This is a genomic window from Streptomyces argenteolus, from assembly GCF_042902585.1.
Classification (GTDB): domain Bacteria; phylum Actinomycetota; class Actinomycetes; order Streptomycetales; family Streptomycetaceae; genus Streptomyces; species Streptomyces argenteolus.
Genome location: NZ_JBIBEG010000001.1, coordinates 737,496 through 759,969, shown reverse-complemented (window position 1 = coordinate 759,969; position 22,474 = coordinate 737,496). Strand labels below are relative to the sequence as shown.

Sequence of the window (22,474 nt, the reverse complement as noted above, 5' to 3'; positions counted from 1 at the left end):
ACTCCGCGGGCCGGGAGGTCAGCCGAGACCGGGACCGCGGACCGGGATGCTGGTGAAGGTCGGCGCGGGGGCGGGCTCGGTGAAGAAGTCGTTGCCCTTGTCGTCGACCACGATGAACGCGGGGAAGTCCTCCACCTCGATCCGCCAGACCGCCTCCATGCCGAGTTCCTCGTACTCGACGACCTCGACCTTCTTGATGCAGTCCTGGGCCAGGCGCGCGGCGGGGCCGCCGATCGAGCCGAGGTAGAAACCGCCGTGCGCGTCGCAGGCGTCCGTGACCTGCTGGGAGCGGTTGCCCTTCGCGAGCATCACCTTGGAGCCGCCCGCCGCCTGGAACTGCGCGACGTAGCTGTCCATGCGGCCGGCCGTCGTCGGGCCGAAGGAGCCGGACGCGTAGCCCTCGGGGGTCTTCGCCGGGCCCGCGTAGTAGACCGGGTGGTCCTTGAGGTACTGCGGCATCTCCTCGCCCGCGTCGAGCCGCTCCTTGATCTTGGCGTGCGCGATGTCGCGCGCCACGACCAGCGGGCCGGTCAGCGAGAGCCGGGTCTTGACCGGGTACTTGGTCAGCTCGGCGAGGATCTCGTCCATGGGCCGGTTGAGGTCGATCCGCACCACGTCACCGGACTCGTCCAGGTGCGCGTCGGTGGTGTCCGGGAGGAAGCGCGCCGGGTCCTTCTCCAGCTGCTCCAGGAAGACGCCCTCGGCGGTGATCTTCGCGGTGGCCTGGCGGTCGGCCGAGCAGGACACGGCGATGGCGACGGGGAGCGAGGCGCCGTGCCGGGGCAGGCGGACGACCCGGACGTCGTGGCAGAAGTACTTGCCGCCGAACTGGGCGCCGATGCCGATCTTCTGGGTCAGCTCGAAGACCTTCTGCTCCAGCTCCTGGTCGCGGAAGCCGTGGCCGGTCGGGGAGCCCTCGGAGGGCAGCTCGTCGAGGTAGTGCGCGGAGGCGTACTTCGCGGTCTTCAGCGCGAACTCCGCCGACGTGCCGCCGACCACGATCGCCAGGTGGTAGGGCGGGCAGGCCGCCGTACCCAGCGAACGGATCTTCTCCTCCAGGAACTTCATCATGGAGGCCTCGTTGAGGACCGCCTTGGTCTCCTGGTAGAGGAAGGACTTGTTGGCCGAGCCGCCGCCCTTCGCCATGAAGAGGAACTTGTACGCGCCGCCGTCGGTCGCGTACAGCTCGATCTGGGCCGGGAGGTTCGAGCCGGTGTTCTTCTCGTCCCACATGGTCAGCGGGGCCATCTGCGAGTAGCGCAGGTTGAGCTTCGTGTAGGCGTCGAAGATGCCGTGCGACAGGGCCTCCTCGTCACCGCCCTCGGTGAGGACGTTCTGCCCGCGCTTGCCCATGACGATGGCCGTACCCGTGTCCTGGCACATGGGGAGGACGCCGGCCGCGGCGATGTTCGCGTTCTTCAGCAGGTCCAGTGCGACGAACTTGTCGTTGGACGACGCCTCGGGGTCGTCCACGATGCGGCGCAGCTGCGCGAGGTGGGCGGGGCGCAGGTAGTGCGAGATGTCGTGCATGGCCTCGGCCGCGAGGGTGCGCAGGGCCTCCGGAGCCACCTTGAGGAACGTACGGCCGTCGGCCTCGAAGGTCGAGACGCCCTCGGCGGTCACCAGCCGGTACGGCGTGGTGTCCTCTCCCAGAGGGAGCAGATCGGAGTACGCAAACTCTGGCATTACGGCCATTCCTCACTCGGCGACAGCGGCTGACCACCCTTGGGCAGCGCAGCAACCAGGGTAGAACGCCCTGGGCCCGCCGCCCCTGTGAGGTAAGGCTCACCCGGAGGGGACGCGGCCCCGCGCCGGAGTCCAAGCATCGAGCCGTGCACGGGTACTGGTCGCGATCTATCGCGTTTGAGTAAGCTGGTCCGGTGGACCTCGAGAAGCAGCCCCAGCAGCCCGTCGCTCCGGCCGATCCCGCGCCCGCCGGAATCCGAGCGTCCGACGCGGACCGGGACCGGATCGCGGACATCCTGCGCGAGGCCATGGCGGAGGGCCGGCTGACGGCCGAGGAGCACGCCGAGCGGGTCGACCTCGTCTACCGCGCCAAGACCCTCGGTGAACTCGAGCCGCTGGTGCGGGACCTGCCGGTGCAGGACACCTCCGCCCGCCGCTCCTCCCCGGCCTACGGATTCGACGCCGAGGCCCCGCCCGGGCCCGCGGAGAATCTGGTCGCGGTGTTCAGCAGCTCGACGCGCAGGGGGCGTTGGCGTGTCGGGGGCCGGACGAACGCCTTCGCGGTCTTCGGCAGCGTCGAGATCGATCTGACCGAGGCGCTGTTCGGTCAGCGGCTCACGGTCATCAACGCGACGTCCATCTTCGGCAGCGTCGAGATCAAGGTGCCCGAGAACATCTCGCTGCGCGGCAGCGGTACGGGCATTTTCGGCAATTTCGAAGTCGACACACTGGAATCCGCCGACCCGGAAGCACCGGTCGTCGTCGTGAACGGCTATTCGGTTCTCGGGAGCGTCGAGGCAAAACCCAAGCGTGGCAAGCTCATCGCCAATCTGCACAAGCAGTTGCGCAAGCACCTCGGCCACTGACGGCGGCCGGAGGGCCGGGTCCGAATTTCGGCCAGAATGCGATCCGGCGGGCTTGCGCGGGGTCGAAGGCGGTGCCACTCAGTGCATAGGCGTGCGTACAGCGGGTAGGGACAGCTGCATCGTCTCGCGCTCACGAAGCCCAAGCCGTCGTCAGGAGTGGACCGTGCTGCATTCGCCGCATCAGCCCCTGCAGGTCGCCGCCGTTCCGTCCCAGCGCACGCCCGCGCGCGAGGACCAGGCGGGGCCCTGGCACTCGGAGGCGGTGTGCCGCCGCGACGAAGCCGGGCTGTTCTTCGCTCCGTCGAAGGAGCCTACCGCTGCCCGGCTGTCGCGCGAAGAGGCCGCGAAGCAGGTCTGTGCGCGGTGCCCGGTGATGGTGGAGTGCAGGGAGCACGCCCTGATGCAGCCCGAGCCCTACGGCGTGTGGGGCGGCCTGACGGCTGCCGAGCGCCGCGTGGTGCTCGCCCGGCGCCGTCGGCGCGACATGGAGCTCAAGGCCGCGGCCCCGGCGGAACGCATAGCCGCGGCCGGCTGACCCGCGCGTACGGAGGGGGGCCGCCTGCACGGGCGGCCCCCCTTTGTACGGCCCGGTCCGCTACGCGGCGCGGCCACCCGGCACGGTCACCCGCCGTGTCACTTGGCCCGGTCGAAGTCGATGGCGCTGTAGGCGCGCAGCTTCGAGAGGCGGTGCGTCGAGTCGATCTTCCGGATCGTCCCGGACTTGGACCGCATCACCAGGGACTCCGTGGTCGCCGTCTCCGCGCGGTACCGCACACCGCGCAGGAGTTCGCCGTCGGTGATCCCGGTGGCGACGAAGAACACGTTGTCCCCGCTGACGAGGTCGTCCGTGGAGAGCACGCGGTCGAGGTCGTGACCCGCGTCCAGTGCACGCTGCCGCTCGGCCTCGTCCTTGGGCCAGAGCTTGCCCTGGATCACACCGCCGAGGCACTTTATGGCGCAGGCCGAGATGATGCCCTCGGGGGTTCCGCCGATCCCCATGAGCAGGTCGACGCCGGTGCCCTCACGGGCGGCCATGATCGATCCGGCGACGTCGCCGTCCGAGATGAACTTGATCCTGGCGCCGGTCTCCCGGATCTCCTTGACGATGCCGTCATGCCGGGGGCGGTCAAGGATGACGACGGTGACGTCCTCGGGGGTGGAGCTCTTGGCCTTCGCGACACGCCGGATGTTCACGGACACGGGGGCGTTGATGTCGACGAAGTCGGCGGCCTCCGGTCCGGTGACCAGCTTGTCCATGTAGAAGACGGCGGACGGGTCGAACATCGCCCCCCGGTCCGCGGCGGCCAGGACAGCGATCGCGTTGGGCATGCCCTTGGCGTTGAGCGTGGTGCCGTCGATCGGGTCGACGGCGATGTCGACCTCGGCTCCCGTGCCGTCGCCGACCCGCTCGCCGTTGAACAGCATGGGGGCTTCGTCCTTCTCGCCCTCGCCGATGACGACGATGCCGTTCATCGACACCGTGGAGACGAGCGTGCGCATGGCTTTCACGGCGGCGCCGTCGGCGCCGATCTTGTCGCCGCGGCCGACCCAGCGCCCGGCGGCCATGGCTGCGGCCTCGGTGACCCGGACCAGTTCCAGGGCCAGGTTGCGGTCTGGGGCCTCCGGGGAGACCTCGAGCTGGGACGGCAGATGATGCTCGGACATCGGAGCGCACCTTTCTGTACGACGACGACCGGAAAAGAGGGTGCTGTGACTCTATCGGTAGGTCGATAAAATGAGCAGAGCGGGTCACGAATGAGCGGATGCCCGCTGGAGGGGCGTCCGGAGGCTCATGCCACCATTGGGTCCGTGGCAAGCATGCGAGGCAAGCAGACCGTCCGGGACATGTTCCTGTCGATGCTCGTGATCACCGCAGTGGCGGGCGTCGTCTACCTCTTCATCCCGCACGACGACAAGGCCGACCCGATCAAGGCGGTCGACTACCGGGTCGAACTCGCGACGGCCCGTCGCGCGGCGCCGTATCCGGTGGCGGCTCCCGCCGGACTGTCGAAGGACTGGAAGCCCACCTCCGTCTCGTACGAGGGCCAGGCGGGCGCCGGCTGGCACCTGGGCTTCCTCGACCCGCAGGGCCGGTACGTCGCGGTGGAGCAGTCCACGACCCCCGCGAAGAAGTACGTCCCCGAGGTCAGCCACGACGCCGAGGACACCGGCCGCACCCAGGAGGTCGCGGGCGAGGAGTGGCAGCGCTGGGAGGGCCCGAAGTACGACGCCCTCGTGCTGCACGCGGAGGGTGTCACCACGGTCGTCACCGGTTCGGCCCCGATGGAGAGCCTGACGGAGATGGCCGCGGCGCTGAAGACGGCCTCCTGAGCCCCCACGCGCATACGGGAAGGCCCGCGACGCCGAGCGTCGCGGGCCTTCCTGCGTCCGGTCCGGGGATCAGACGGTCGTGACGACCTCGTCGTAGGAGAGGCGGGGCAGGCGCGGGAACCAGGCGTCCTCGCCCGGCTTGCCGATGTTGACGGCCATGAGCAGCTTGTGGTCGCCGTCCAGGAACTCCTTCTCGATGCCCGCGGCGTCGAAGCCGGTCATCGGGCCGGCGGCCAGACCGGCGGCGCGGACGCCGATGATGAAGTAGGCGGCCTGGAGGGCGGCGTTCAGCGCGGCGGACTGCTCGCGGACCGGGCGCTCGGAGAAGAACGCGTCCTTGGCCTGCGGGAAGTGCGGCATGAGCGCCGGGAGCTCCTCGTGGAACTCGTGGTCCGCGACGAGGAGCGCGACCAGCGGGGCGGTCGTCGTCTTGGGGCGGTTGCCCTCGGCCATGTGCTGCACCAGACGCTCGCGAGCCTCGGCGGAGCGGACCAGGACGATGCGCAGCGGCGACTGGTTGAAGGCGGTGGGGCCGAACTTGACCAGGTCGTAGATCGCCTGGACCTGCTCGTCGGTCACCGGCTCGTCGGTGAACGTGTTGGCAGTGCGGGCCTCACGGAAGAGGAGGTCCTGGGCGGCGGGGTCAAGAACGAGGGACATCTGGGGCGTTACCTTCCGGACGGGTGTGGGGGTCAAGCGATGCGATCACCGTAGCCGAGGGATAGATTAAATTTCAACTAAATCGTGGTGGTAGTGATCCAGCGCACAGAGGGTCCCGCGCACGGACCACGGGGGAGGTCAGGTCGGAGAACGCCTGCCGTGCCGCAGCGGGCCGGCCTGAAGGAGGAGCCCCCTGGGTTCCAGGGCATCCTGCCGGCGGTGCGCACCGGAGGGCCGCTAGCCGTTGCCGCAGCGGGCCGGGTGGACCGGAGGTGCGCTCGCCCCGTGCCGTACCTGTCCGGGGGACCGGAGGTGCGCTTGCTCCGTGCCGTACCTGTCCGGGGGACCGGAGGTGCGCTTGCTCCGTGCCGTGCTGAGCCGCCGGGCTGCGTCGCCGTGCTGAGCCGGGGGTCCGGAGGGTCGTTTCGCGTCCCGCGCTCACCGGGCCGGGCACATTGGAGGACCGCCCGCCGCCCGCCCCTTGCCGCACCGGGTCGGGCCCGAGGGGGTGCCCCGTGTTCCCGGCCGTCCATCCGGCCGTGTGCACCGGCGGTCTCCCGCCCTGGTCCCGCGCGGAGCGCGTGTTCTTCGGGGCGCGCGCCCCTCAGTCCCTGGCGCTCAGTCCGTGCCGCCGCCGTCCGTCGCGGGCTCCTCCGGGCGGGCCAGGGCCGCGTCCAGCCGGGCGCGGGCTCCCTCCAGCCAGTGCCGGCACACCTTCGCCAGTTCCTCGCCGCGCTCCCACAGGGCCAGCGACTCCTCCAGCGTCGTGCCGCCCGCCTCCAGGCGGCGTACGACCTCGATCAGCTCGTCCCGCGCCTGCTCGTACCCGAGCGTGCCCGTCGCGGCAGCCGTCGTCGTCCCGTCGTCCGTCATGCCGTCCACCCTATGCGCGGGGTCCGACAAACCCGCCCCGTCACTCCGCGACCCGGACGGTGAACTCGCCCTCCGAGACCCGCGCCCGCAGTTCGTCCCCCGGAGCTCCCGCGTCTTCCGGGGAGCGCACCACATGGCCGTCCGGCCGCTGGAGCACCGCGTACCCGCGCTCCAGCGTGGCCGCAGGGGAGAGCGCGACCACCCGGGCCCGGGTGTGGGCGAGCTCGGAGTCCGCGCGGTCCAGAAGGTGCCCCAGCACCCGGCGGCTGCGGCCCACCAGCGCGTCGATCTCGGCCGCCCGCTCGTCCACCATCCGCTGCGGGTGCTCCATGGAGGACCGGCCCAGCGCGTGGGCCAGCCCTCGCTCCTCCCGGTCGATCAGCCCCCGTACCGTCCGCAGCGCCCGGTCCCGCAGCTGCTGCACCCGGTCGAGCTCCTCGCCCACGTCCGGGACGACCTTCTTCGCCGCGTCCGTCGGCGTCGACGCCCGGACGTCGGCGACCAGGTCGAGCAGCGGGGAGTCCGGCTCGTGCCCGATGGCGGAGACCACCGGGGTGCGGCACGCCGCCACCACGCGGATCAGCTCCTCGTCCGAGAACGGCAGCAGGTCCTCCACGCTGCCGCCGCCCCGGGCCACGACGATCACGTCCACCTCCGGCAGCCCGTCCAGCTCCTTGACCGCCTGGACCACCTGATTCACGGCGTGCACCCCCTGCACGGCGGTGTTGCGCACCTCGAAGCGCACGGCGGGCCAGCGCCGCCGCGCGTTCTCCAGGACGTCACGCTCCGCCGCCGACGCGCGCCCGGAGACCAGGCCGATCAGCTGCGGCAGGAACGGCAGCGGCTTCTTGCGGTCCAGGGCGAAGAGGCCCTCGGCCGCCAGCGACTTCTTCAGCTGCTCCAGCCGCACCAGCAGCTCGCCGATGCCCACCGGCCGTATCTCCGTCGCCCGCAGCGACAGCTGGCCCCGGGGGGCGTACCACTCGGGCTTCGCGAGCACGACCACCCGCGCGCCCTCCGTCACCACGTCGGCGATCCGGTCGAAGACCTGCCGGAAGCACGTCACGCTCACCGAGATGTCGTGGGACGGATCGCGCAGCGTCAGGAACACCACGCCGGCGCCCGGCCTGCGCGACAGCTGGGTGATCTGCCCCTCCACCCAGACCGCACCGAGCCGGTCGATCCAGCCGCCGATCAGGCGCGACACGTCGCCGACGGGCAGCGGGGCTTCCGGGGACGTAGTGAGAGCCATACGGGCGAGCGTATCGGCCGGGACCGACAACCCGGGCCTTTCGTCCGGGCCGTGCCGGGCCCGGCCTCCCGGGTCCGGGCCTGGGCCTCTCGTCCGGGCCGCACCGGGCTCGGCGGTCCGCACCGGGCTCAGCGGGGCCGTGCCGGGCCCGGCCCCCGGGTGCGGGCGGCGCGCCGGCGTCCGTGCCGGGCCGCGCTCAGCCGTCCGTGCCGGGCCGGACGCGCCGGTACGCGCGGTTGCGCTCCCTCCGGCGGGAGGGCCTGCGGGACGGCCCTCAGGCGGCCCGCCGCCCCCACTGGACCGCCAGGACCACCAGGCCGATCCCCAGCCAGCACAGTCCGACCAGCTGGGCGCTCGTCGTCGCCTCCAGGATCACTGCGACCAGGATCGCCGCACCCACCACCGGCATCAGCACGTGCCGCCACCAGCTCGGCGGGCCCTCCATCCGGCGTACCGCGAACCAGCCCACCACCGACGCGTGCAACAGCACGAACGCGGTCAGCGCGCCGATGTCCACCACCGACACCAGGTGGTCGAGCCCGTCGTCGCGCCGGGCCGCCCAGACCGCCGCCACCAGCGTCACCACCGCGGCCCCCATGATCGCCACCCGCGGTACCCCGGACCTGGCGTCGACCTGGGAGAGGAAGGAGGGCAGCCGCCGCTCCCGGGCCATCGCGAAGACCAGCCGCCCGGCCGCCGCCTGCCCGGCCAGCGCCGCGAACGCCGCGCCGATCGCCTTGCTCACGGCCACCAGGTCGTGCAGCCAGGTCCCGACCGAGGCGTCCACCGCGTCGTAGAAGGCGGAGCCCTGCTTGCCCGGATCCGCCACCAGCTCCGCCGAGCTCACCGGTTCCAGCAACGCCGCCAGATACGACTGGGCCACGAAGAGCACCCCGGCGAGCACCAGGCAGAACAGCACGGCCCGCGCCACCTTCGCCGAACCGCCCGTCACCTCCTCGGCGAAGGAGGCGATCGCGTCGAAGCCCAGGTACGAGAGCACCGCGACGGACACCGCCCCCAGCACCGCCGTCATCGAGAAGCCGGAGTCCCCGGTCAGCGGCGTCAGCCAGCCCCGCTGCGCCCCGTCCCTGGTCAGCACCACCACCGCCGACACCACGAACACCAGCAGCACCACGATCTCCATCGCGAGCACCGCGAAGCCCACCCGGGCCGCCGCCCGCACGCCCCAGAGGTTGAGCGCGGTCGTCAGGACGACCGCGAGGGCGGTCCACACCCACCGCGACACCTCGGGCACCAGCGCGTTCATCGCGATGCCCGAGAAGAGGTAGGCGACCGCCGGGATGAGCAGGTAGTCGAGCATCGCCATCCAGCCGGCGATGAAGCCGGGCCCTTCCCCCAGCCCTTTGCGGGCGTAGGCGAAGACCGACCCGGCGAGCGGCGCGACGTGCACCATCTGCGCGTAACTGAAGGCGGTGAAGGCCATCACGACGGTCGCCACCAGATACACCAGCGCCACAGCCCCACCGGACTTGGCGTCCAGGGTGCCGAACACGCCGACCGGGGCCATGGGCGCGATGAACAGCAGCCCGTAGACCACCAGGTCCCGGAACCCGAGTGTGCGGTGCAGCCTTGCCTCGTCCGTGCTGCTGCCGGCCATGAACCCTCCATCGCTTGATCGCGTACGCATCAGTCTCCCGACCACGCCGATCCGGCGCCTGTTCGGTACGGCCTTACGATGGGACGCATGACTGCTACGCCCAGCCCGTCACCCGCCGCCGCCCCGAGTGGAGGCGCTACGCGCGGCAGTAACACCCGCCGTGTCCTGCTCGCCGCGCCCCGCGGCTACTGCGCGGGCGTGGACCGCGCCGTGATCGCCGTCGAGAAGGCCCTGGAGCAGTACGGCGCCCCGATCTACGTCCGCCACGAGATCGTGCACAACAAGTACGTCGTGCAGACGCTGGAGAAGAAGGGCGCGATCTTCGTCGACGTGACCGCCGAGGTGCCCGAGGGCTCCATCGTGATGTTCTCCGCCCACGGAGTCGCCCCGACCGTCCACGCCGAGGCCGCCGAGCGCAAGCTCGCCACCATCGACGCGACCTGCCCGCTCGTCACCAAGGTCCACAAGGAAGCCGTGCGCTACGCCAAGGAGGACTACGACATCCTCCTGATCGGCCACGAGGGCCACGAGGAGGTCATCGGCACGAGCGGCGAGGCCCCCGACCACATCACGCTGGTCGACGGCCCCGAGGACGTCGCGAACGTCGAGGTCCGCGACGAGTCGAAGGTCGTCTGGCTCTCGCAGACCACGCTCTCCGTGGACGAGACGATGGAGACCGTCGGCGCGCTCAAGCAGAAGTTCCCGAACCTCCTCTCCCCGCCGAGCGACGACATCTGCTACGCCACCCAGAACCGCCAGATCGCGGTGAAGAAGCTGGCCGAGGACGCCGAGCTGGTCATCGTCGTGGGCTCCAAGAACTCCTCCAACTCGATCCGCATGGTCGAGGTCGCCCTGGACGCGGGCGCGCCCGCCGCCCACCTGGTCGACTTCGCCGACGAGATCGACGAGGCCTGGCTGGAGGGCGTCACCACGGTCGGCCTCACCTCGGGGGCCTCCGTCCCCGACGTCCTGGTCGACGGCGTGCTGGAGTGGCTGGGCGAGCGGGGTTACGCCGACGTGGAGACGGTGAAGACCGCCGACGAGTCGATCACCTTCTCGCTGCCCAAGGAGCTCCGGCGCGACTTGCGCGCCGAGGCCGCCGCCCTCTCCGCCGAGTAAGCCGGGCGCGCCCCCGGATCGACCCTCCGGGGAGTGATCCGTGCCACCTGCCCGTACCGTGGATCACATGGAGATTTTCGGTGTGGACATCGGCGGTTCGGGCATCAAGGGTGCGCCCGTTGACCTGGACCGCGGAGAGCTGGCGCGGGAGCGCCACAAAGTACTGACACCCCACCCGGCCACGCCTGACAGCGTGGCCGCGGGTGTGGCCGAGGTCGTGGACCACTTCGACTGGCAGGGACCGGTCGGCATCACGTTCCCCGGGGTCGTCACCGGCGGCATCACCCGGACCGCGGCCAACGTGGACAAGGGCTGGATCGACACGGACGCCCGCGCGCTCCTCAGCGACCGCATCGGCCGGCCCGTCACGATCCTCAACGACGCGGACGCGGCGGGCATCGCCGAGATGACGTTCGGCGCGGGCCGCGACCGCAAGGGCACCGTGATCATGCTGACCCTCGGCACGGGCATCGGCAGCGCGGTCTTCACGGACGGGCACCTCGTCCCCAACACCGAGCTCGGCCACCTCGAGCTGCACGGCCACGACGCGGAGAAGCGCGCCTCCACGAAGGCCAAGGAGGACGAGGACCTCAGCTGGCAGCACTGGGCGCACCGGGTGCAGAAGTACCTGGTGCACGTGGAGATGCTGTTCTCGCCGGAGCTCTTCATCATCGGCGGCGGCGTCAGCCGCAAGGCGGAGAAGTTCCTGCCGCTCATCGAGCACGTACGGGCCGAGATGGTCCCGGCAGTGCTCCAGAACAACGCCGGGATCGTCGGCGCGGCCATGGCGGCGGCCGGCAAGTGAGCCCGGCCTGATCCGTACGGGTGGTCCTACGGGCGGGGGCGGCGGGCGGCGACCCGGTCGGCCCTGAGCAGGTGACGCTGCCGCTCCCGCATCTGCCGGATCTTCCGTACGGAGGCGATGAGCCCCGCGACGAGTGTGCCCCCGTACAGCCAGCCGGCATGGACGGCCAGCGCGGTCACCACGGCCATCGCCTGCCCGCCGAAGCCGCCCGTGCCCCCGGCGACGGGGATCACGCCCACCGCGAAGGCGATGGGCACGATGATCGGGGCGGTCACCAGGTCGGCGGGCCGGACCCAGTAGGCGGTCAGGGCGCTGACGAGGAGGAACAGCACCCCGTACACGGCCTCGGAGCCACCGAGGAGCAGCTGGTCCAGGCAGGCCAGCAGGAACATGGTCAGGGCCGCGAAGAGCCCCGCACCGATGCCGGTCAGCCGGGGGTTGGGGAACCGGCGCAGCGCCAGCACCACCGGCGCGACCGGACCCGTCCGGGCCCCCGTCGGCCCCTGGCCGGCAGCCGGTGCGGGGGCGACCGCCACCGTCACCGGATAGCCGGCCGCCGCCGTGCCCTCGCCGAGGCCACCGGGCGGGGCAGGCGGGACCTGCGAGGGCTGCCTGCGCTGCGGGGTACGTGTCCTGTGCTGCTCCACCCCGACAACCTAGGTCGCGGGACGGTCTCCCACAGGTGCGGGACACGCCCTTTGGACGACCTTGGCTCTGCGTTCGATGCCACACGGCCGAAACACAACCGTTCGGCCCCGGGGACGGCTGCGGGCCCGCACCCGTGACGGGGAGCCCGGGCCCGCCCGTAAACTGGAGAATCGGGTCCACGCGCGGCCCGCCCGCACAGCCCCCTCTCCTCACTTCAGGAAGTCGCCAACGTGTCGCTCACGATCGGAATCGTCGGCCTGCCGAATGTCGGCAAGTCGACCCTGTTCAATGCCCTGACCAAGAACGACGTGCTGGCGGCCAACTACCCGTTCGCCACCATCGAGCCGAACGTCGGCGTCGTGGGCGTCCCGGATCCGCGTCTGGACAAGCTCGCCGAGATCTTCAACTCGCAGAAGCTGCTCCCCGCCACCGTCGACTTCGTCGACATCGCGGGCATCGTGCGCGGTGCGAGCGAGGGTGAGGGCCTGGGCAACAAGTTCCTCGCGAACATCCGCGAGTCCGACGCCATCTGCCAGGTCATCCGGGCCTTCAAGGACGAGAACGTCGTCCACGTCGACGGCAAGGTCTCGCCCAAGGACGACATCGAGACGATCAACACCGAGCTGATCCTCGCCGACCTCCAGTCCGTCGAGAAGGCCGTCCCGCGCCTGACGAAGGAGTCCCGCCTCCAGAAGGAGAAGGTCGCGGTCCTCGCCGCCGTGGAGGAGGCCCAGAAGATCCTCGAAGCGGGCGACACCCTCTTCTCCAAGGGCATCACCGCCGGCACCGAGAAGGGCCGCCTGCTCCACGAGCTGCACCTGCTCACGACGAAGCCCTTCCTCTACGTCTTCAACGTCGACGAGGACGAGCTGGTCGACGAGGACTTCAAGAACGAGCAGCGTGCCCTGGTCGCCCCGGCGGAGGCCATCTTCCTCAACGCCAAGATCGAGTCCGAGCTGATCGAGCTGGACGACGACGAGGCCCTCGAACTCCTCCAGTCCATGGGCCAGGAAGAGCCCGGCCTGGCCACCCTCGGCCGCGTCGGCTTCGACACCCTGGGCCTCCAGACCTACCTCACGGCAGGTCCGAAGGAAGCCCGCGCCTGGACGATCAAGAAGGGCGCCACGGCCCCGGAGGCGGCCGGTGTGATCCACACCGACTTCCAGAAGGGCTTCATCAAGGCGGAGATCGTCTCCTTCGAGGACCTGGTCGAGACCGGCTCGGTCGCCGAGGCCCGCGCGAAGGGCAAGGCGCGCATGGAGGGCAAGGACTACGTGATGCAGGACGGCGATGTGGTGGAGTTCCGCTTCAACGTGTAGTGGGCGACTTACCACCACGTCGCTGATCTGGCAAACGTGCAGCTCAGAGAGGGTCCGACTCTTCGGAGTCGGGCCCTTTATTTTTTCCCGTGCTGGGATGGTGCTGGGATAGCTGACTCCTCGTCACCTGTCATCACCTCTGCTCATCCCTACCGTGCTGGGATCGTGCTGGGATGGGATGGGGGTGCCCGTGCTGGGATTTGTGTGAGCGGGGCGCTGACCGAGCTTTGAAGGTAGTGCAGACGTGGCGCTTTTCCTACTCGTTTGACACAATCGGGGGTATGGCTGAGGCGACGTACAGCATCGGGGAAGGGCCAGCGACGCGGGTGAGCTTGTCGCTGCCGGAGGGGACCGCGGAGGCGATCCGGGCTCGCGTGGGCAAGCGGGAGTTCTCCGCGTTCATCGCCGAGGCGGTCGAGCGTGAGCTGCGCGGGCAGGTCCTGGACGAGTACCTGGCGGACTACGAGAGCCGCAAGGGGCCCGTCTCCGAGCCGGCTCGTCAGCGGGCGCGGCAGGTCTTCGACGAGGTGTTCGCCGAGGAGGCCGAGTGGCCCGCCGCAGGCTGAGTCACGAGGGGACGCTCGTCCTCGACAGCGAGGGACTCTCGAAGCTGCTCGCTGACGAAGAACAGGTGGTGGCTCTGATCGCTGAGGCGCGCTCGCGTGGCATGGAGGTCGTGATCAGTGCGCTCACCATCATCGAGGCCGTCCACGCCCGTACGAACAAGTCACGCCTGAACTGGGTGCTTTCCGGGCTGCGGGTCGTCCCGGTCGGTGACGAGGAGGCGAGGGCTGCCTCGAAGTTGCTGATGAATGCCGGATTGCACGGACACAAGTACGCGATCGATGCGGCCGTCGCCGAGGCCGCGCTGCGACAGCACCGCCCCGTGGTCATGCTGACTTCCGATATTGACGACATGGCCAAGCTGTGCGGTGAGCGGGTCCGGCTCGTGGCGGTGTGATTTCCCTTGGCCCGGCTCAGTAGGAGCGGGGTCCGTAGGGGCTCCAGTGACCGAGGAAGGGCTTGAGGTCGTCGCCGCTGGGTTTCGGCGGCGTGGGCAGTTTCGGCGCTGAGACCGATTCGGTGAGGTTTTGGAGGTGCGCGTCCGCGAACGCGAGCCACGCCTCGACCTCGGTCCGCTCCTGCCCGGGCGGAAGTGATGTGGCATGGACGCCTACTGCTGCGACGTATTCAGTCAGGCGCCTGGCCTGGTACCAGGTGTCCGCCTGTTCTCCGAGCTGTTTGACGCGGTAGGCATGGGCGTAGGCGACGTGGGCTTCCTGCATGGCGGCTTCCCAGCGCTTTTGCTGTACCTCTCTGGCTTGCTGGTCTGCAAGGCGTTTGCGTTCTGCGGCTTCGCCGCGGAGTCCGACCTCCTGCACGATCTCGGCGAGTTGTTCTTCCAGAGGCCGGTCGGGGAGATCTGCCCATTCGCTTGCACGGTGCGGGCTGCCGCCGCGGAGTATGAAGCGTAGGCGGCTGGAGGGGGTGTAGTCGAAGCGGGGGATGCGCATCCATGAGTGCTTCTTGGCGTCGGCGAGCTCCTTGTCTGTGGGGACGTGTTCGTTGCGGTCCTGTTCTTGGAGGACGAGGAATCCGACACTTTCGCCGTGGGCGGTGATGGAGAAGTGCGGTGGTGCCTTGCGGCGCCGATGGGGCGGGGGCGCGCCTTGTGTGGTTCCGAGCGATGCCTTGTGGCCTTGGGCTGTGGTGGCGGCGATGAAGGTTTGGATGATGCGCAGGGCTCGGCCCTGGAGGGGTTTGGTCAGGCCCATGGGCTGCGGTTGCTTTTGGAGGGCGGCCACGACGGCATGGGGTTTGGTGAGTCTGGCCGGCACAGGGAGCGGGGTGAGTTCCGTGAGGCGCCAGGCAGGGATGTCGACCAGCTTGATCTCGTAGCCGCGGTGGGTGCGGTATCCGTGGATTTCCTGCGTGTGGGGGATCTTGCCGGACTTGCGGGCGGCGTTGACCCGTGACGCCCAATTCACCGCGTGCGGGCCGGATTCGATGGGCTTGATGAGACAGCAGTCGTTCGCAACGGCCAGTTCATCGAGTAGCTGGTCCGCGTAGTTCGCAAGGGCCTTCGGCACGGCTCGGGGGCGCGGCGGTGCCGCTTTTCGGGTGGGGCGCTCCGGCGGTCGGGTGCTCTGCTCCACGGGGCGGATGCCGCGTTCGATGAGATGCTGCCGCCCCTTCTCGGTGAGGTGGACGCTCCAATGCCCGCGGCGTTTGTTGACTTTGATGAGCCCTCGGTTCTGCAGGGCCTGTCCGCTGGTCTTGTACGTGCTGTCTGGCCAGACTCCGTCGGGACACCCCTGGCCCACCCAGCCGAGCACGGCCTGCTGCCGCTTGTTGAGGGCCTGTTCCATGTAGCCTCCCGCCGTTCCCTGGGTGCCCTGCCCCCGGAGACGATGCCCGCTGCCCTTGCGGGAATTCTGGGCTGTTGAAAGGACTCCTCGATCGGGTGAGAGATATAGAGGGCGTGTTTACGGCGAGAGTAGTTATTCCTGGTATTGATGCGAAACGGCTTGGGTTCAGAGTCGTCGATAGGGATCTGGCTGAACTGGCTTGGGGTGCGGGTGGACGTCCAGGAGGGGCAGTGGGCCGACATCGTGGTGCACGCAGCTGAGCCCGAGATCGGGCGTACGTGGACGTTGTCGACGGTCGCCGCGGTGCGCGTCTGAATCAGATCACCGTGGACGGAGCCGTCTTGCCGAGGTAGATCTTGAACGCCTCGCGGATCTGGCCACGTGTGTAGCCGGCGGTGTTGACGTTGGCTGGTACGACCTCCCGCTCGTATCCGCGCTTGCGGGCGGACACGTACTTGACCACGCTCGATGCTCCCGTGTTGGAGACGAACAGGTTGCGGGCGGTCCGCAGGTCGGTGTGCAACCCCTCGAAATTACGCGCGTGGCCGATGCCGACCCGGCTGGCGGTGTAGTACTTGCACTCGATGGCCAGCAGGCACTTATTGCCTCGCGGCGCCATCCGGATCTGCCGTGAGAGTGCAGCTTCGTCGGCCGGCAGGATCAGGACATCGCACTCGTGCACTCGCGGTGATCGAACTCGGCCTCGACAGCCCTGAGCCGGAAGCCTGACAGCAGGCCCGGCTCAGGGCGCCTCAGCCGGCCAGGGCCGTGGGTCGTGGTCGATCAGCTTCAGCAGGCTCAAAAGCTGCTTGGTCTCCGTCAGTGCCGCGGCTTTCGTCTCCGGGGCGTCTATGTCCCAGTGAGCCAGCTCATTCAGGTACTCCTTGACGGCGGTGATGTGGCGCACGAGTGGGAGCGTCGGCCGCTCGCAGGTAGGGGTGCGCTCAAGGGGAAGCGGATTCGGCCAGGCTCCCGGAACGCTGCACGTGGTGAGCGGGCCCGGGCTGCTATGCAGCCTCGTCGAGCATGGCGGACTGGACCGACTCGCTTTCGACGCCGATGACTTCGACGGTCACGCCGCGAGCGGCGAGGGCCTTCGCGGTCTGGGCCAGGGTGATGGCGGAGAACGGGAAGAGGGAGTCCGGCGTGAGCTTGGCTCCGTCCTTCAGAAGAATCGCGAAGACGACGCGGCGCGGGGTGAAGTCCTCGGGGATGCTGCGGGCCGGATCGCTGTTGACGTGTACGGACCGGGCGAACTCCGAGCGTACGGCCGCGTTCTCGAAGAGGAGCTCAACGGAGACGCGCGCCTGGCTGAACAGGTGACTCAGCGGGCTAGAGGAGTGCGCGGGCTTCACGAGGACAAGAGTGTCGTCCTCGGTGAACAGGTCGCAGATCTCGACGGAGTTGCTTGCCCGAAAGGGGTTGTGGACATTCTTCTTGTCCAGGCAGACCCAGCCGCGACGGGCCTGGGCGGCCAGCTTGTTGTAGTCGCCTTCGTCTACGGGACGCATCACGCGCATACCCTTCTTGTTGAGCTTCTCGACGAGCGGCCAGCGGGGGAGATCGACGGAGGGCGCGTCGGGGAACAAGGGAGCCACGGTCTCGTTGACGTTGCGCAGGTAGCCCGCCCCGAGCTCGTACCACTCACCGTCGAGCAGACAGAACGTGCGGGAGCTGAGGGAGAAGGTGGCCTCGATCCACTTCATGGCGGTTTCCTTGGACAGGGCTTCCAGGGAGGCGGTGCGCGGGGCGAGCGCGGTCCGTGCGGAGAGCGTGTCACGAAACAGTTCGACGGTGCCCTGCCGGAGCGCCGTGACGCGGGCGCCTGCCTTGATCACACGGGCCCGCTCCAGGACGTAGTCGAGACTGAACTCGTCCCGGAGGTGGGGCGGGCAGGACCCGATCTTGATGGTGCAGGCGGTGGACCGGGGCAGGTCGGTGCTCTGGGAGAAGGGGACGGCGGTGATGATCCGGCCGTCTGCGGGACGGCCGAGCGTGGCGTCCAGTTCCGCGTCGAGCGCGTCGATGAGGGAAGGGTCCTTGACCACGGTGATGTGCTCGACGAAGGCCAGGTCGGGGTGGGGAACGACGTGCTCGCAGATCGCGGCGATGGCGCGGATGTCCTTGATCAGTGTGGCGGGGGTGGTGCCGAGTTTGATACGGAGACCGATGCCGCCCTCCGCGGTCATGGCCCCGTTCCTGGTGCCGCTCCCCGCGGTGAGGTCGACTTCGTCGAGGTAGCCGCCGAGGTGGCGGATGATCCGCCCGTGGTCCCGGAGTCCGAGTGCCGGTACGGAGGCGCCGGCAGGGATCAGGGAACTGTCGATGCGGGCCTGGCCGAGGACGCTGGCGGTGAAGTCCCGCACCTGACGCGGGTTGATGGCGCGGATACCGAAGGACAGACCGAAGTGCGCGTCCTTGAGCTGGACGGGGAGAAGCCGGTAGCCCTGGTCGAAGCCGATCGCGTACACCACGTCGTCGACGGCGAGCACGAGCAGTGCGCCGGTGCGCTGCTCGCTCTGCAGCAGGTCCGATTCGCCGACGAGCCGGAGGACGTCCTTGCCCCAGGCGGCTTCCTCCTTCGCTACGGCGAAGGACACCGCGAGTGCGGGAACTCCCATGTGATCGCTGACGTCGCGCACGACCGCGTCCAGGGTGTCGAGGGCGTCGACGTCGAGGGCTTCGAGCATCGACTCAGGGGTCGCCTTGACGTCGGTCAGGCGGTACAGGGTGCGCTTCGACGCGGTGCTGGACACAGAGGTCTCCTGGGGCGAGGTTGCGGTGCGGTTCGGTAACACGAGCGGCCTTACGGGACGGGTGGTGTCGAGGCGGACAAGGGCGAGTGCCGTGCAAGGGAGCAGAGGTGCGGCGATGAGGGCGCCGGTGCGATCAGACTCGTATGGGGCCGGCGTCCCAGCGGGTGGTGCCGGGGTGATGGTGACGAAGGTGCCAGAAGATCAGAGGTGAAATTGTTCGAGAACCTGATAACCCTGGTTATCAACCACTGGCGCAGATGAGAGCTCGGGCGGCTGTAGCGTGTGAGGTGCACTGGGAGAAACGTTCTCGACCGAGAGCACGCGGCAGTCGTCACGAAGGGAGCGGAACCGCATGGCCGACACACGTGAAGCAACCGCTCCCATCCTGCCGGAGGAGACCTCCTGGCGGATCAGTTACGCCGAAATTGCGAACTTGGCCCAAGTTCAACGGCCCGTCGTCACCACCTGGGTGCGCCGGCACGCGGACTTCCCTGAGCCCGTCGCATACGAGGGAGCCAGCCCGCTCTTCGACGGCGGCGAAGTCGCCGAATGGCTGCTGTCCACCGGCCGCGGCAACGCTGACGCCGACCAGATCCAGGCGGAGCTGGTGCTGCACACCCTGTCCGCCTGGCGGCGCGCGATCCCTGCCCGCACGCTGGTCGACACGGTGACCGCGCTGCTCTGCCTGCGCCAGCTCCTCGACGAACCGCTCTCCGAGCTGCCGTGGCGCACGATCCTGGAGCGCGCCTCGGAGACCGACTTCGAGGACACCTACCTCCACAAAGAACTGCGCGACCTGCCGGACGCCGAACGTCAGGGCCCCCTGCTCGCTGTACTCGCCGACCACCTCACCGAGGCCGCCTACACCCCGGCCGACGCGCTCGAACGGGTCATGGACGCGCGCCGCCGCCTGGGCTGCGACGACCTCGCCGCCGACGAACCGATTCCGCTGGTGAGTCGGGCGATGGCCCACCTGTCCGGCATCGCGCGTCTGAACGAGCGCGAGCAAGGGGCGACGGCCGCCGTCCTGTATCCCAGGAGCGGAGATCTGCTGGTCGCCCTGCGCGAAGCAGTGTCCGACGCCGAGGGCATGCCCTTCTTCCTCTCCGCGGACCCGATGCCGGACCTAGCCCGGCTCGCCCGCCGCCGCCTCATGGCCCAAGGCGTCCAGGAGTACGAGATGGACCTCGTGGACGGCGAGGAACTGGCCACGGACGACTGGGGAGACCCGCACGTCGTCGTCTGTGCCCTCCCCTACGAGGCGGCCGAGACCCGCAGCTCGCTCGCCGTCCTGCAGAACCTGCAGGACCTCACCGACCTCCTCGCCGAGGACTGCACGGCCATCGTCCTGGGCCCCGCCGATGCGCTCGTCCGCCCCCTGCCCGCACGCGGGGAAGCAGACCGCCTGCGCCGGGGCTTCCTGGAACAGCACCTCCTAAAGGCCGCGATCAGTCTCCCCGAAGGCGTGCTCCCTTTCCGCCCGGCCCACCGCACCGCGGTCTGGGTCCTGCACCGCACCCCCGAAGCACAGCGCACCGGCCAGATCCTCCTCGCCGACCTCTCCTCACGCACCCTTACCGCGCAGGCCCTGGACACGCTGGCCGAGGACATCGACATCTTCCGTGACGCCGGCTGGCGGTCGGACGGCCGTCACGAACCGCGCAACGCCGTCATCGTCCCGGCCACCACCCTGACCGGCGCACCGGGCACTGCGTTCACCCCGCAGCACCGCTCGCACGCCGACCGCTACACCCGCACCGTCGTCGAACGCCCCGCCCGCATCTCCGAAACCGAACTCCGGCTCCAGCAGCTGATCGACGCCACCCGCAGCGCACTCGACCACGCACCCACGATCCGCAGCAACGCCGTCCTGCGCCCCGATGACCGGCCGGTCCGCCGCACCACCGTGGCCCGCCTACTCAAGGACCGTCGCCTTCGGCGCCTGCCCGGCCACCGCATCGCCGACGAACACCTCACCACCGGCGGCGCAGGTCACTACACCGTCCTCACCCCGGCCGAGATCACCGGCAGCGCGCCGGTCGGCAGCCACCGCATCGACCGCGCCGTACTCCTCACCGCTTACGAGCACGCCTACTTCACCGAACCCGGCGACATCGTCGTCACCGCCACCCCGAGCTTCGGCGCGTACGTCGACGACGAGGGCCTGTCCGTGGTCGCCTTCCCCGCCCGCGTCCTGCGCGTACGAGCCGATGCTGAGCATCCCGTACGGCCCCGTGTCCTGGCAGCGCTCCTGCGCTCGGCGGCGGCCGAACACCGGCGGGTGAGTGGCGCGGTCCGCTCCGCCCGCCGCATAGAGGACCTCCTCATCCCCGACCTCCCCGGCGACGAGGCCGAGCGGTACGACGCGCTCCTGGCCGACATCGCCCGCCGTACGGCCCTGCTGCGCCAGCACGCGGCGGCCCTCGACGACCTGACTTCCCTGACCGCCGCCGGCCTCGTCGACGGCACGCTGACCCTCACCGAACCCCCTCTCGTCTGATCTCTCGTCCGACTCTTGAAGGAGACCCGAGCGCCCATGCCTCCCCGGAAGAAGAAGCCCGCCGACCAGGCGGAGTTGTTCACCGCCTCCACGCCCAAGGAGATCCAGGCCATCCTCTGGAAGGCCGCAGACAAGCTGCGCGGCTCCATGGACGCCAACCAGTACAAGGAATTCGTCCTCGGACTGATCTTCCTCAAGTACGTCTCCGACGCCTTCGAGGAGCGCCGCGAGCAGCTCGCCAAGGAGCTCGCGGAGGAAGGCATCGCCGAGGACCGGCTGGAGGAGTTCCTGGAGGACCAGGACGAGTACACCGGGCACCACGTCTTCTGGGTCCCCGAGAGCGCCCGCTGGTCCTCGATCTCCGCCAACGCCAAGAGCGGCAACGTCGGCGAGGTCCTCGACCAGGCGATGGACGCCATCATGAAGGCCAACCCGTCGCTGACCGGCGTCCTCCCCAAGATCTTCAACAAGGACAACGTCGACAAGAAGCGCCTGGCCGAACTCGTCGACCTCATCACCGACGCACGCTTCGGCGGCAGCGACGACAAGCCCGCCCAGGACGTCCTCGGCGAGGTCTACGAGTACTTCCTCGGCAACTTCGCCCGCGCGGAAGGCAAGCGGGGCGGTGAGTTCTACACCCCGAGCAGCGTCGTCCGCCTCCTGGTGGAGGTCCTGGAACCGTACGAGGGCCGGGTGTACGACCCGGCCTGCGGATCGGGAGGGATGTTCGTCCAGGCTGCCAAGTTCATCGAGGCCCACCGCGGCCGCAGCCATAAATCCGATATCTCCGTCTATGGCCAGGAACTCAACGAACGCACCTGGCGCCTGGCCAAGATGAACCTCGCCATCCACGGCATCGACGGCAACCTCGCCGCCCGCTGGGGCGACACCTTCTCCGACGACAAGCACCCGGACCTCAAGGCCGACTACGTCATGGCCAACCCGCCCTTCAACATCAAGGACTGGGCGCGGAACGAGTCGGATGCGCGATGGAAGTACGGCGTCCCGCCGAGGGGTAACGCCAACTACGCCTGGCTCCAGCACATGATCAGCAAGCTGGGGGAGCGGGGGACGGCCGGCGTCGTCCTCGCCAACGGCTCGATGAGCAGCCAGCAGAGCGGCGAGGGCGAGATCCGGCAGGCCCTGGTGGACGGGGACATGGTGGCGTGCATGGTCGCGCTGCCGGCGCAGCTGTTCCGGACGACTGCCATTCCGGCTTGTCTCTGGTTCCTGGCAAAGGACAAGTCGCCGGGGGGTGTGAAGGGGCAGAAGGCTGCGGCTGCGGATCGCCGGGGCGAGATCCTGTTCATCGATGCCCGGGACATGGGCGAGATGGTCGACCGCACTGAGCGGGTCCTGACAGAGGCCGACCTCGCGAAGATCGCGGGGACTTACCACGCGTGGCGGGGGACGGCGAGCGCGAAGGACGCGGGGGCCTCGTACGCGGACGTGCCGGGGTTCTGCGCGAGCGCGGACCTGAAGACGATTCAGGATCACGGGTACGTGCTGACGCCGGGGCGGTACGTCGGAGCGGCCGAGGCGGAGGAAGAGGACGCCGAGGCGGTCTCGGAGAAGATCGCACGGTTGACGGGGGAGCTGTACGAGCTGTTCGACAAGTCGGACGAGCTGGCGAAGTCGGTGCGCGAGCAGCTGGAGAAGATCGATGTCTAAT

The 22,474-nt window shown here is 69.4% G+C and carries 22 protein-coding genes; 11 read left to right on the top strand and 11 right to left on the bottom strand.

The features are described 5' to 3' along the window. Positions 1–18: 18 nt before the first annotated feature. Entirely contained in the window at positions 19–1,686 is a 1,668-nt protein-coding gene (locus ACFY8O_RS03335) for a fumarate hydratase (RefSeq protein WP_145803606.1), read from the bottom strand. Positions 1,687–1,880: 194 nt separating this feature from the next. On the opposite strand from ACFY8O_RS03335, the gene ACFY8O_RS03330 reads away from it, so the two are divergent. Together ACFY8O_RS03330 and ACFY8O_RS03325 are read left to right on the top strand one after the other, a co-directional pair. After that, positions 1,881–2,552 (top strand): DUF1707 SHOCT-like domain-containing protein, encoded by a 672-nt coding sequence (locus tag ACFY8O_RS03330; protein WP_387898349.1) that lies wholly within the window; start codon positions 1,881–1,883, stop codon positions 2,550–2,552. A gap of 163 nt (positions 2,553–2,715) precedes the next feature. Continuing rightward, a complete protein-coding gene (locus ACFY8O_RS03325) occupies positions 2,716–3,087 on the top strand; it encodes a WhiB family transcriptional regulator (protein WP_145803602.1) in 372 nt (123 codons plus the stop codon). Positions 3,088–3,185: 98 nt separating this feature from the next. On the opposite strand, the gene glpX is transcribed toward ACFY8O_RS03325, so the two are convergent. Further along, positions 3,186–4,217: a class II fructose-bisphosphatase gene (gene glpX, locus ACFY8O_RS03320; RefSeq protein WP_145803600.1), complete on the bottom strand. Its 1,032-nt coding sequence runs from the start codon at positions 4,215–4,217 to the stop codon at positions 3,186–3,188. A 144-nt stretch (positions 4,218–4,361) separates the two neighbouring features. On the opposite strand from glpX, the gene ACFY8O_RS03315 reads away from it, so the two are divergent. Further along, positions 4,362–4,883, top strand: a complete 522-nt coding sequence (locus tag ACFY8O_RS03315) for a DUF4245 domain-containing protein (protein ID WP_145803598.1) — start codon at positions 4,362–4,364, stop codon at positions 4,881–4,883. A 69-nt stretch (positions 4,884–4,952) separates the two neighbouring features. On the opposite strand, the gene ACFY8O_RS03310 is transcribed toward ACFY8O_RS03315, so the two are convergent. The 4 genes from ACFY8O_RS03310 to ACFY8O_RS03295 all read right to left on the bottom strand — a co-directional run bounded on the left by ACFY8O_RS03310 (position 4,953) and on the right by ACFY8O_RS03295 (position 9,286). Further along, positions 4,953–5,543: a malonic semialdehyde reductase gene (locus ACFY8O_RS03310; RefSeq protein WP_145803596.1), complete on the bottom strand. Its 591-nt coding sequence runs from the start codon at positions 5,541–5,543 to the stop codon at positions 4,953–4,955. A gap of 618 nt (positions 5,544–6,161) precedes the next feature. Further along, the gene (locus ACFY8O_RS03305) at positions 6,162–6,416 is read right to left on the bottom strand and encodes an exodeoxyribonuclease VII small subunit (protein ID WP_145803594.1); all 255 of its coding nucleotides are present in this window, start codon (positions 6,414–6,416) and stop codon (positions 6,162–6,164) included. A gap of 40 nt (positions 6,417–6,456) precedes the next feature. Next, positions 6,457–7,668, bottom strand: coding sequence for an exodeoxyribonuclease VII large subunit (gene xseA / locus ACFY8O_RS03300; RefSeq protein ID WP_387898344.1), 1,212 nt, complete (start codon positions 7,666–7,668; stop codon positions 6,457–6,459). 274 nt (positions 7,669–7,942) lie between these two features. Further along, positions 7,943–9,286, bottom strand: coding sequence for an APC family permease (locus tag ACFY8O_RS03295; RefSeq protein ID WP_387898342.1), 1,344 nt, complete (start codon positions 9,284–9,286; stop codon positions 7,943–7,945). Between the two features lie 78 nt (positions 9,287–9,364). Between ACFY8O_RS03295 and ACFY8O_RS03290 the strand changes: the two genes are divergently transcribed. Together ACFY8O_RS03290 and ppgK are read left to right on the top strand one after the other, a co-directional pair. Further along, positions 9,365–10,405, top strand: coding sequence for a 4-hydroxy-3-methylbut-2-enyl diphosphate reductase (locus ACFY8O_RS03290; RefSeq protein WP_387898340.1), 1,041 nt, complete (start codon positions 9,365–9,367; stop codon positions 10,403–10,405). Between the two features lie 67 nt (positions 10,406–10,472). Beyond that, a complete protein-coding gene (ppgK, locus tag ACFY8O_RS03285; protein WP_145803587.1) occupies positions 10,473–11,210 on the top strand; it encodes a polyphosphate--glucose phosphotransferase in 738 nt (245 codons plus the stop codon). Positions 11,211–11,236: 26 nt separating this feature from the next. Here ppgK and ACFY8O_RS03280 read toward each other — a convergent pair whose 3' ends face one another. Then, complete coding sequence (locus tag ACFY8O_RS03280) at positions 11,237–11,857, bottom strand: DUF6542 domain-containing protein (protein WP_387898336.1); 621 nt, start codon at positions 11,855–11,857, stop codon at positions 11,237–11,239. Positions 11,858–12,088: 231 nt separating this feature from the next. On the opposite strand from ACFY8O_RS03280, the gene ychF reads away from it, so the two are divergent. The 3 genes from ychF to ACFY8O_RS03265 all read left to right on the top strand — a co-directional run bounded on the left by ychF (position 12,089) and on the right by ACFY8O_RS03265 (position 14,138). Beyond that, on the top strand, positions 12,089–13,177 hold the full coding sequence (gene ychF, locus ACFY8O_RS03275; RefSeq protein ID WP_145803583.1) for a redox-regulated ATPase YchF: 1,089 nt from the start codon (positions 12,089–12,091) through the stop codon (positions 13,175–13,177). Positions 13,178–13,458: 281 nt separating this feature from the next. Continuing rightward, on the top strand, positions 13,459–13,743 hold the full coding sequence (locus ACFY8O_RS03270; RefSeq protein ID WP_028438980.1) for a hypothetical protein: 285 nt from the start codon (positions 13,459–13,461) through the stop codon (positions 13,741–13,743). After that, a complete protein-coding gene (locus tag ACFY8O_RS03265; protein ID WP_037661709.1) occupies positions 13,725–14,138 on the top strand; it encodes a PIN domain-containing protein in 414 nt (137 codons plus the stop codon). Before ACFY8O_RS03270 ends, ACFY8O_RS03265 begins: the two co-directional genes overlap by 19 nt. A 16-nt stretch (positions 14,139–14,154) precedes the next feature. Here the strand turns inward: ACFY8O_RS03265 and ACFY8O_RS03260 are convergent, their stop codons facing one another. After that, positions 14,155–15,546, bottom strand: coding sequence for a hypothetical protein (locus ACFY8O_RS03260; protein ID WP_387898333.1), 1,392 nt, complete (start codon positions 15,544–15,546; stop codon positions 14,155–14,157). A 159-nt stretch (positions 15,547–15,705) separates the two neighbouring features. Here ACFY8O_RS03260 and ACFY8O_RS03255 point away from each other — a divergent pair, with 159 nt between their 5' ends. After that, on the top strand, positions 15,706–15,861 hold the full coding sequence (locus tag ACFY8O_RS03255) for a hypothetical protein (protein ID WP_387898331.1): 156 nt from the start codon (positions 15,706–15,708) through the stop codon (positions 15,859–15,861). A 1-nt stretch (position 15,862) separates the two neighbouring features. Here ACFY8O_RS03255 and ACFY8O_RS03250 read toward each other — a convergent pair whose 3' ends face one another. The 3 genes from ACFY8O_RS03250 to ACFY8O_RS03240 all read right to left on the bottom strand — a co-directional run bounded on the left by ACFY8O_RS03250 (position 15,863) and on the right by ACFY8O_RS03240 (position 18,302). Further along, positions 15,863–16,228, bottom strand: a complete 366-nt coding sequence (locus tag ACFY8O_RS03250; protein ID WP_387898328.1) for a hypothetical protein — start codon at positions 16,226–16,228, stop codon at positions 15,863–15,865. Between the two features lie 60 nt (positions 16,229–16,288). Next, complete coding sequence (locus ACFY8O_RS03245; protein ID WP_387898326.1) at positions 16,289–16,453, bottom strand: hypothetical protein; 165 nt, start codon at positions 16,451–16,453, stop codon at positions 16,289–16,291. A 100-nt stretch (positions 16,454–16,553) separates the two neighbouring features. Beyond that, positions 16,554–18,302, bottom strand: a complete 1,749-nt coding sequence (locus ACFY8O_RS03240; RefSeq protein WP_387898323.1) for a DUF6119 family protein — start codon at positions 18,300–18,302, stop codon at positions 16,554–16,556. A 352-nt stretch (positions 18,303–18,654) separates the two neighbouring features. Between ACFY8O_RS03240 and ACFY8O_RS03235 the strand changes: the two genes are divergently transcribed. Together ACFY8O_RS03235 and ACFY8O_RS03230 are read left to right on the top strand one after the other, a co-directional pair. Then, positions 18,655–20,802, top strand: a complete 2,148-nt coding sequence (locus ACFY8O_RS03235; protein ID WP_387898320.1) for a hypothetical protein — start codon at positions 18,655–18,657, stop codon at positions 20,800–20,802. 36 nt (positions 20,803–20,838) lie between these two features. Then, entirely contained in the window at positions 20,839–22,473 is a 1,635-nt protein-coding gene (locus ACFY8O_RS03230) for a class I SAM-dependent DNA methyltransferase (RefSeq protein ID WP_387898317.1), read from the top strand. The last annotated feature ends 1 nt before the right edge of the window (position 22,474 follow it).

What these genes read in the sequence shown, in the direction of transcription:
- ACFY8O_RS03230 (WP_387898317.1), top strand. Translation starts at nt 20,839, where the DNA reads ATGCCTCCCCGGAAGAAGAAGCCCGCCGACCAGGCGGAGTTGTTCACC.
- ACFY8O_RS03295 (WP_387898342.1), bottom strand. Translation starts at nt 9,286, where the DNA reads ATGGCCGGCAGCAGCACGGACGAGGCAAGGCTGCACCGCACACTCGGG.
- ACFY8O_RS03305 (WP_145803594.1), bottom strand. Translation starts at nt 6,416, where the DNA reads ATGACGGACGACGGGACGACGACGGCTGCCGCGACGGGCACGCTCGGG.
- glpX (WP_145803600.1), bottom strand. Translation starts at nt 4,217, where the DNA reads ATGTCCGAGCATCATCTGCCGTCCCAGCTCGAGGTCTCCCCGGAGGCC.
- ACFY8O_RS03335 (WP_145803606.1), bottom strand. Translation starts at nt 1,686, where the DNA reads ATGCCAGAGTTTGCGTACTCCGATCTGCTCCCTCTGGGAGAGGACACC.
- ACFY8O_RS03310 (WP_145803596.1), bottom strand. Translation starts at nt 5,543, where the DNA reads ATGTCCCTCGTTCTTGACCCCGCCGCCCAGGACCTCCTCTTCCGTGAG.
- ppgK (WP_145803587.1), top strand. Translation starts at nt 10,473, where the DNA reads ATGGAGATTTTCGGTGTGGACATCGGCGGTTCGGGCATCAAGGGTGCG.
- ACFY8O_RS03235 (WP_387898320.1), top strand. Translation starts at nt 18,655, where the DNA reads ATGGCCGACACACGTGAAGCAACCGCTCCCATCCTGCCGGAGGAGACC.
- ACFY8O_RS03260 (WP_387898333.1), bottom strand. Translation starts at nt 15,546, where the DNA reads ATGGAACAGGCCCTCAACAAGCGGCAGCAGGCCGTGCTCGGCTGGGTG.
- ACFY8O_RS03270 (WP_028438980.1), top strand. Translation starts at nt 13,459, where the DNA reads ATGGCTGAGGCGACGTACAGCATCGGGGAAGGGCCAGCGACGCGGGTG.
- xseA (WP_387898344.1), bottom strand. Translation starts at nt 7,668, where the DNA reads ATGGCTCTCACTACGTCCCCGGAAGCCCCGCTGCCCGTCGGCGACGTG.
- ACFY8O_RS03290 (WP_387898340.1), top strand. Translation starts at nt 9,365, where the DNA reads ATGGGACGCATGACTGCTACGCCCAGCCCGTCACCCGCCGCCGCCCCG.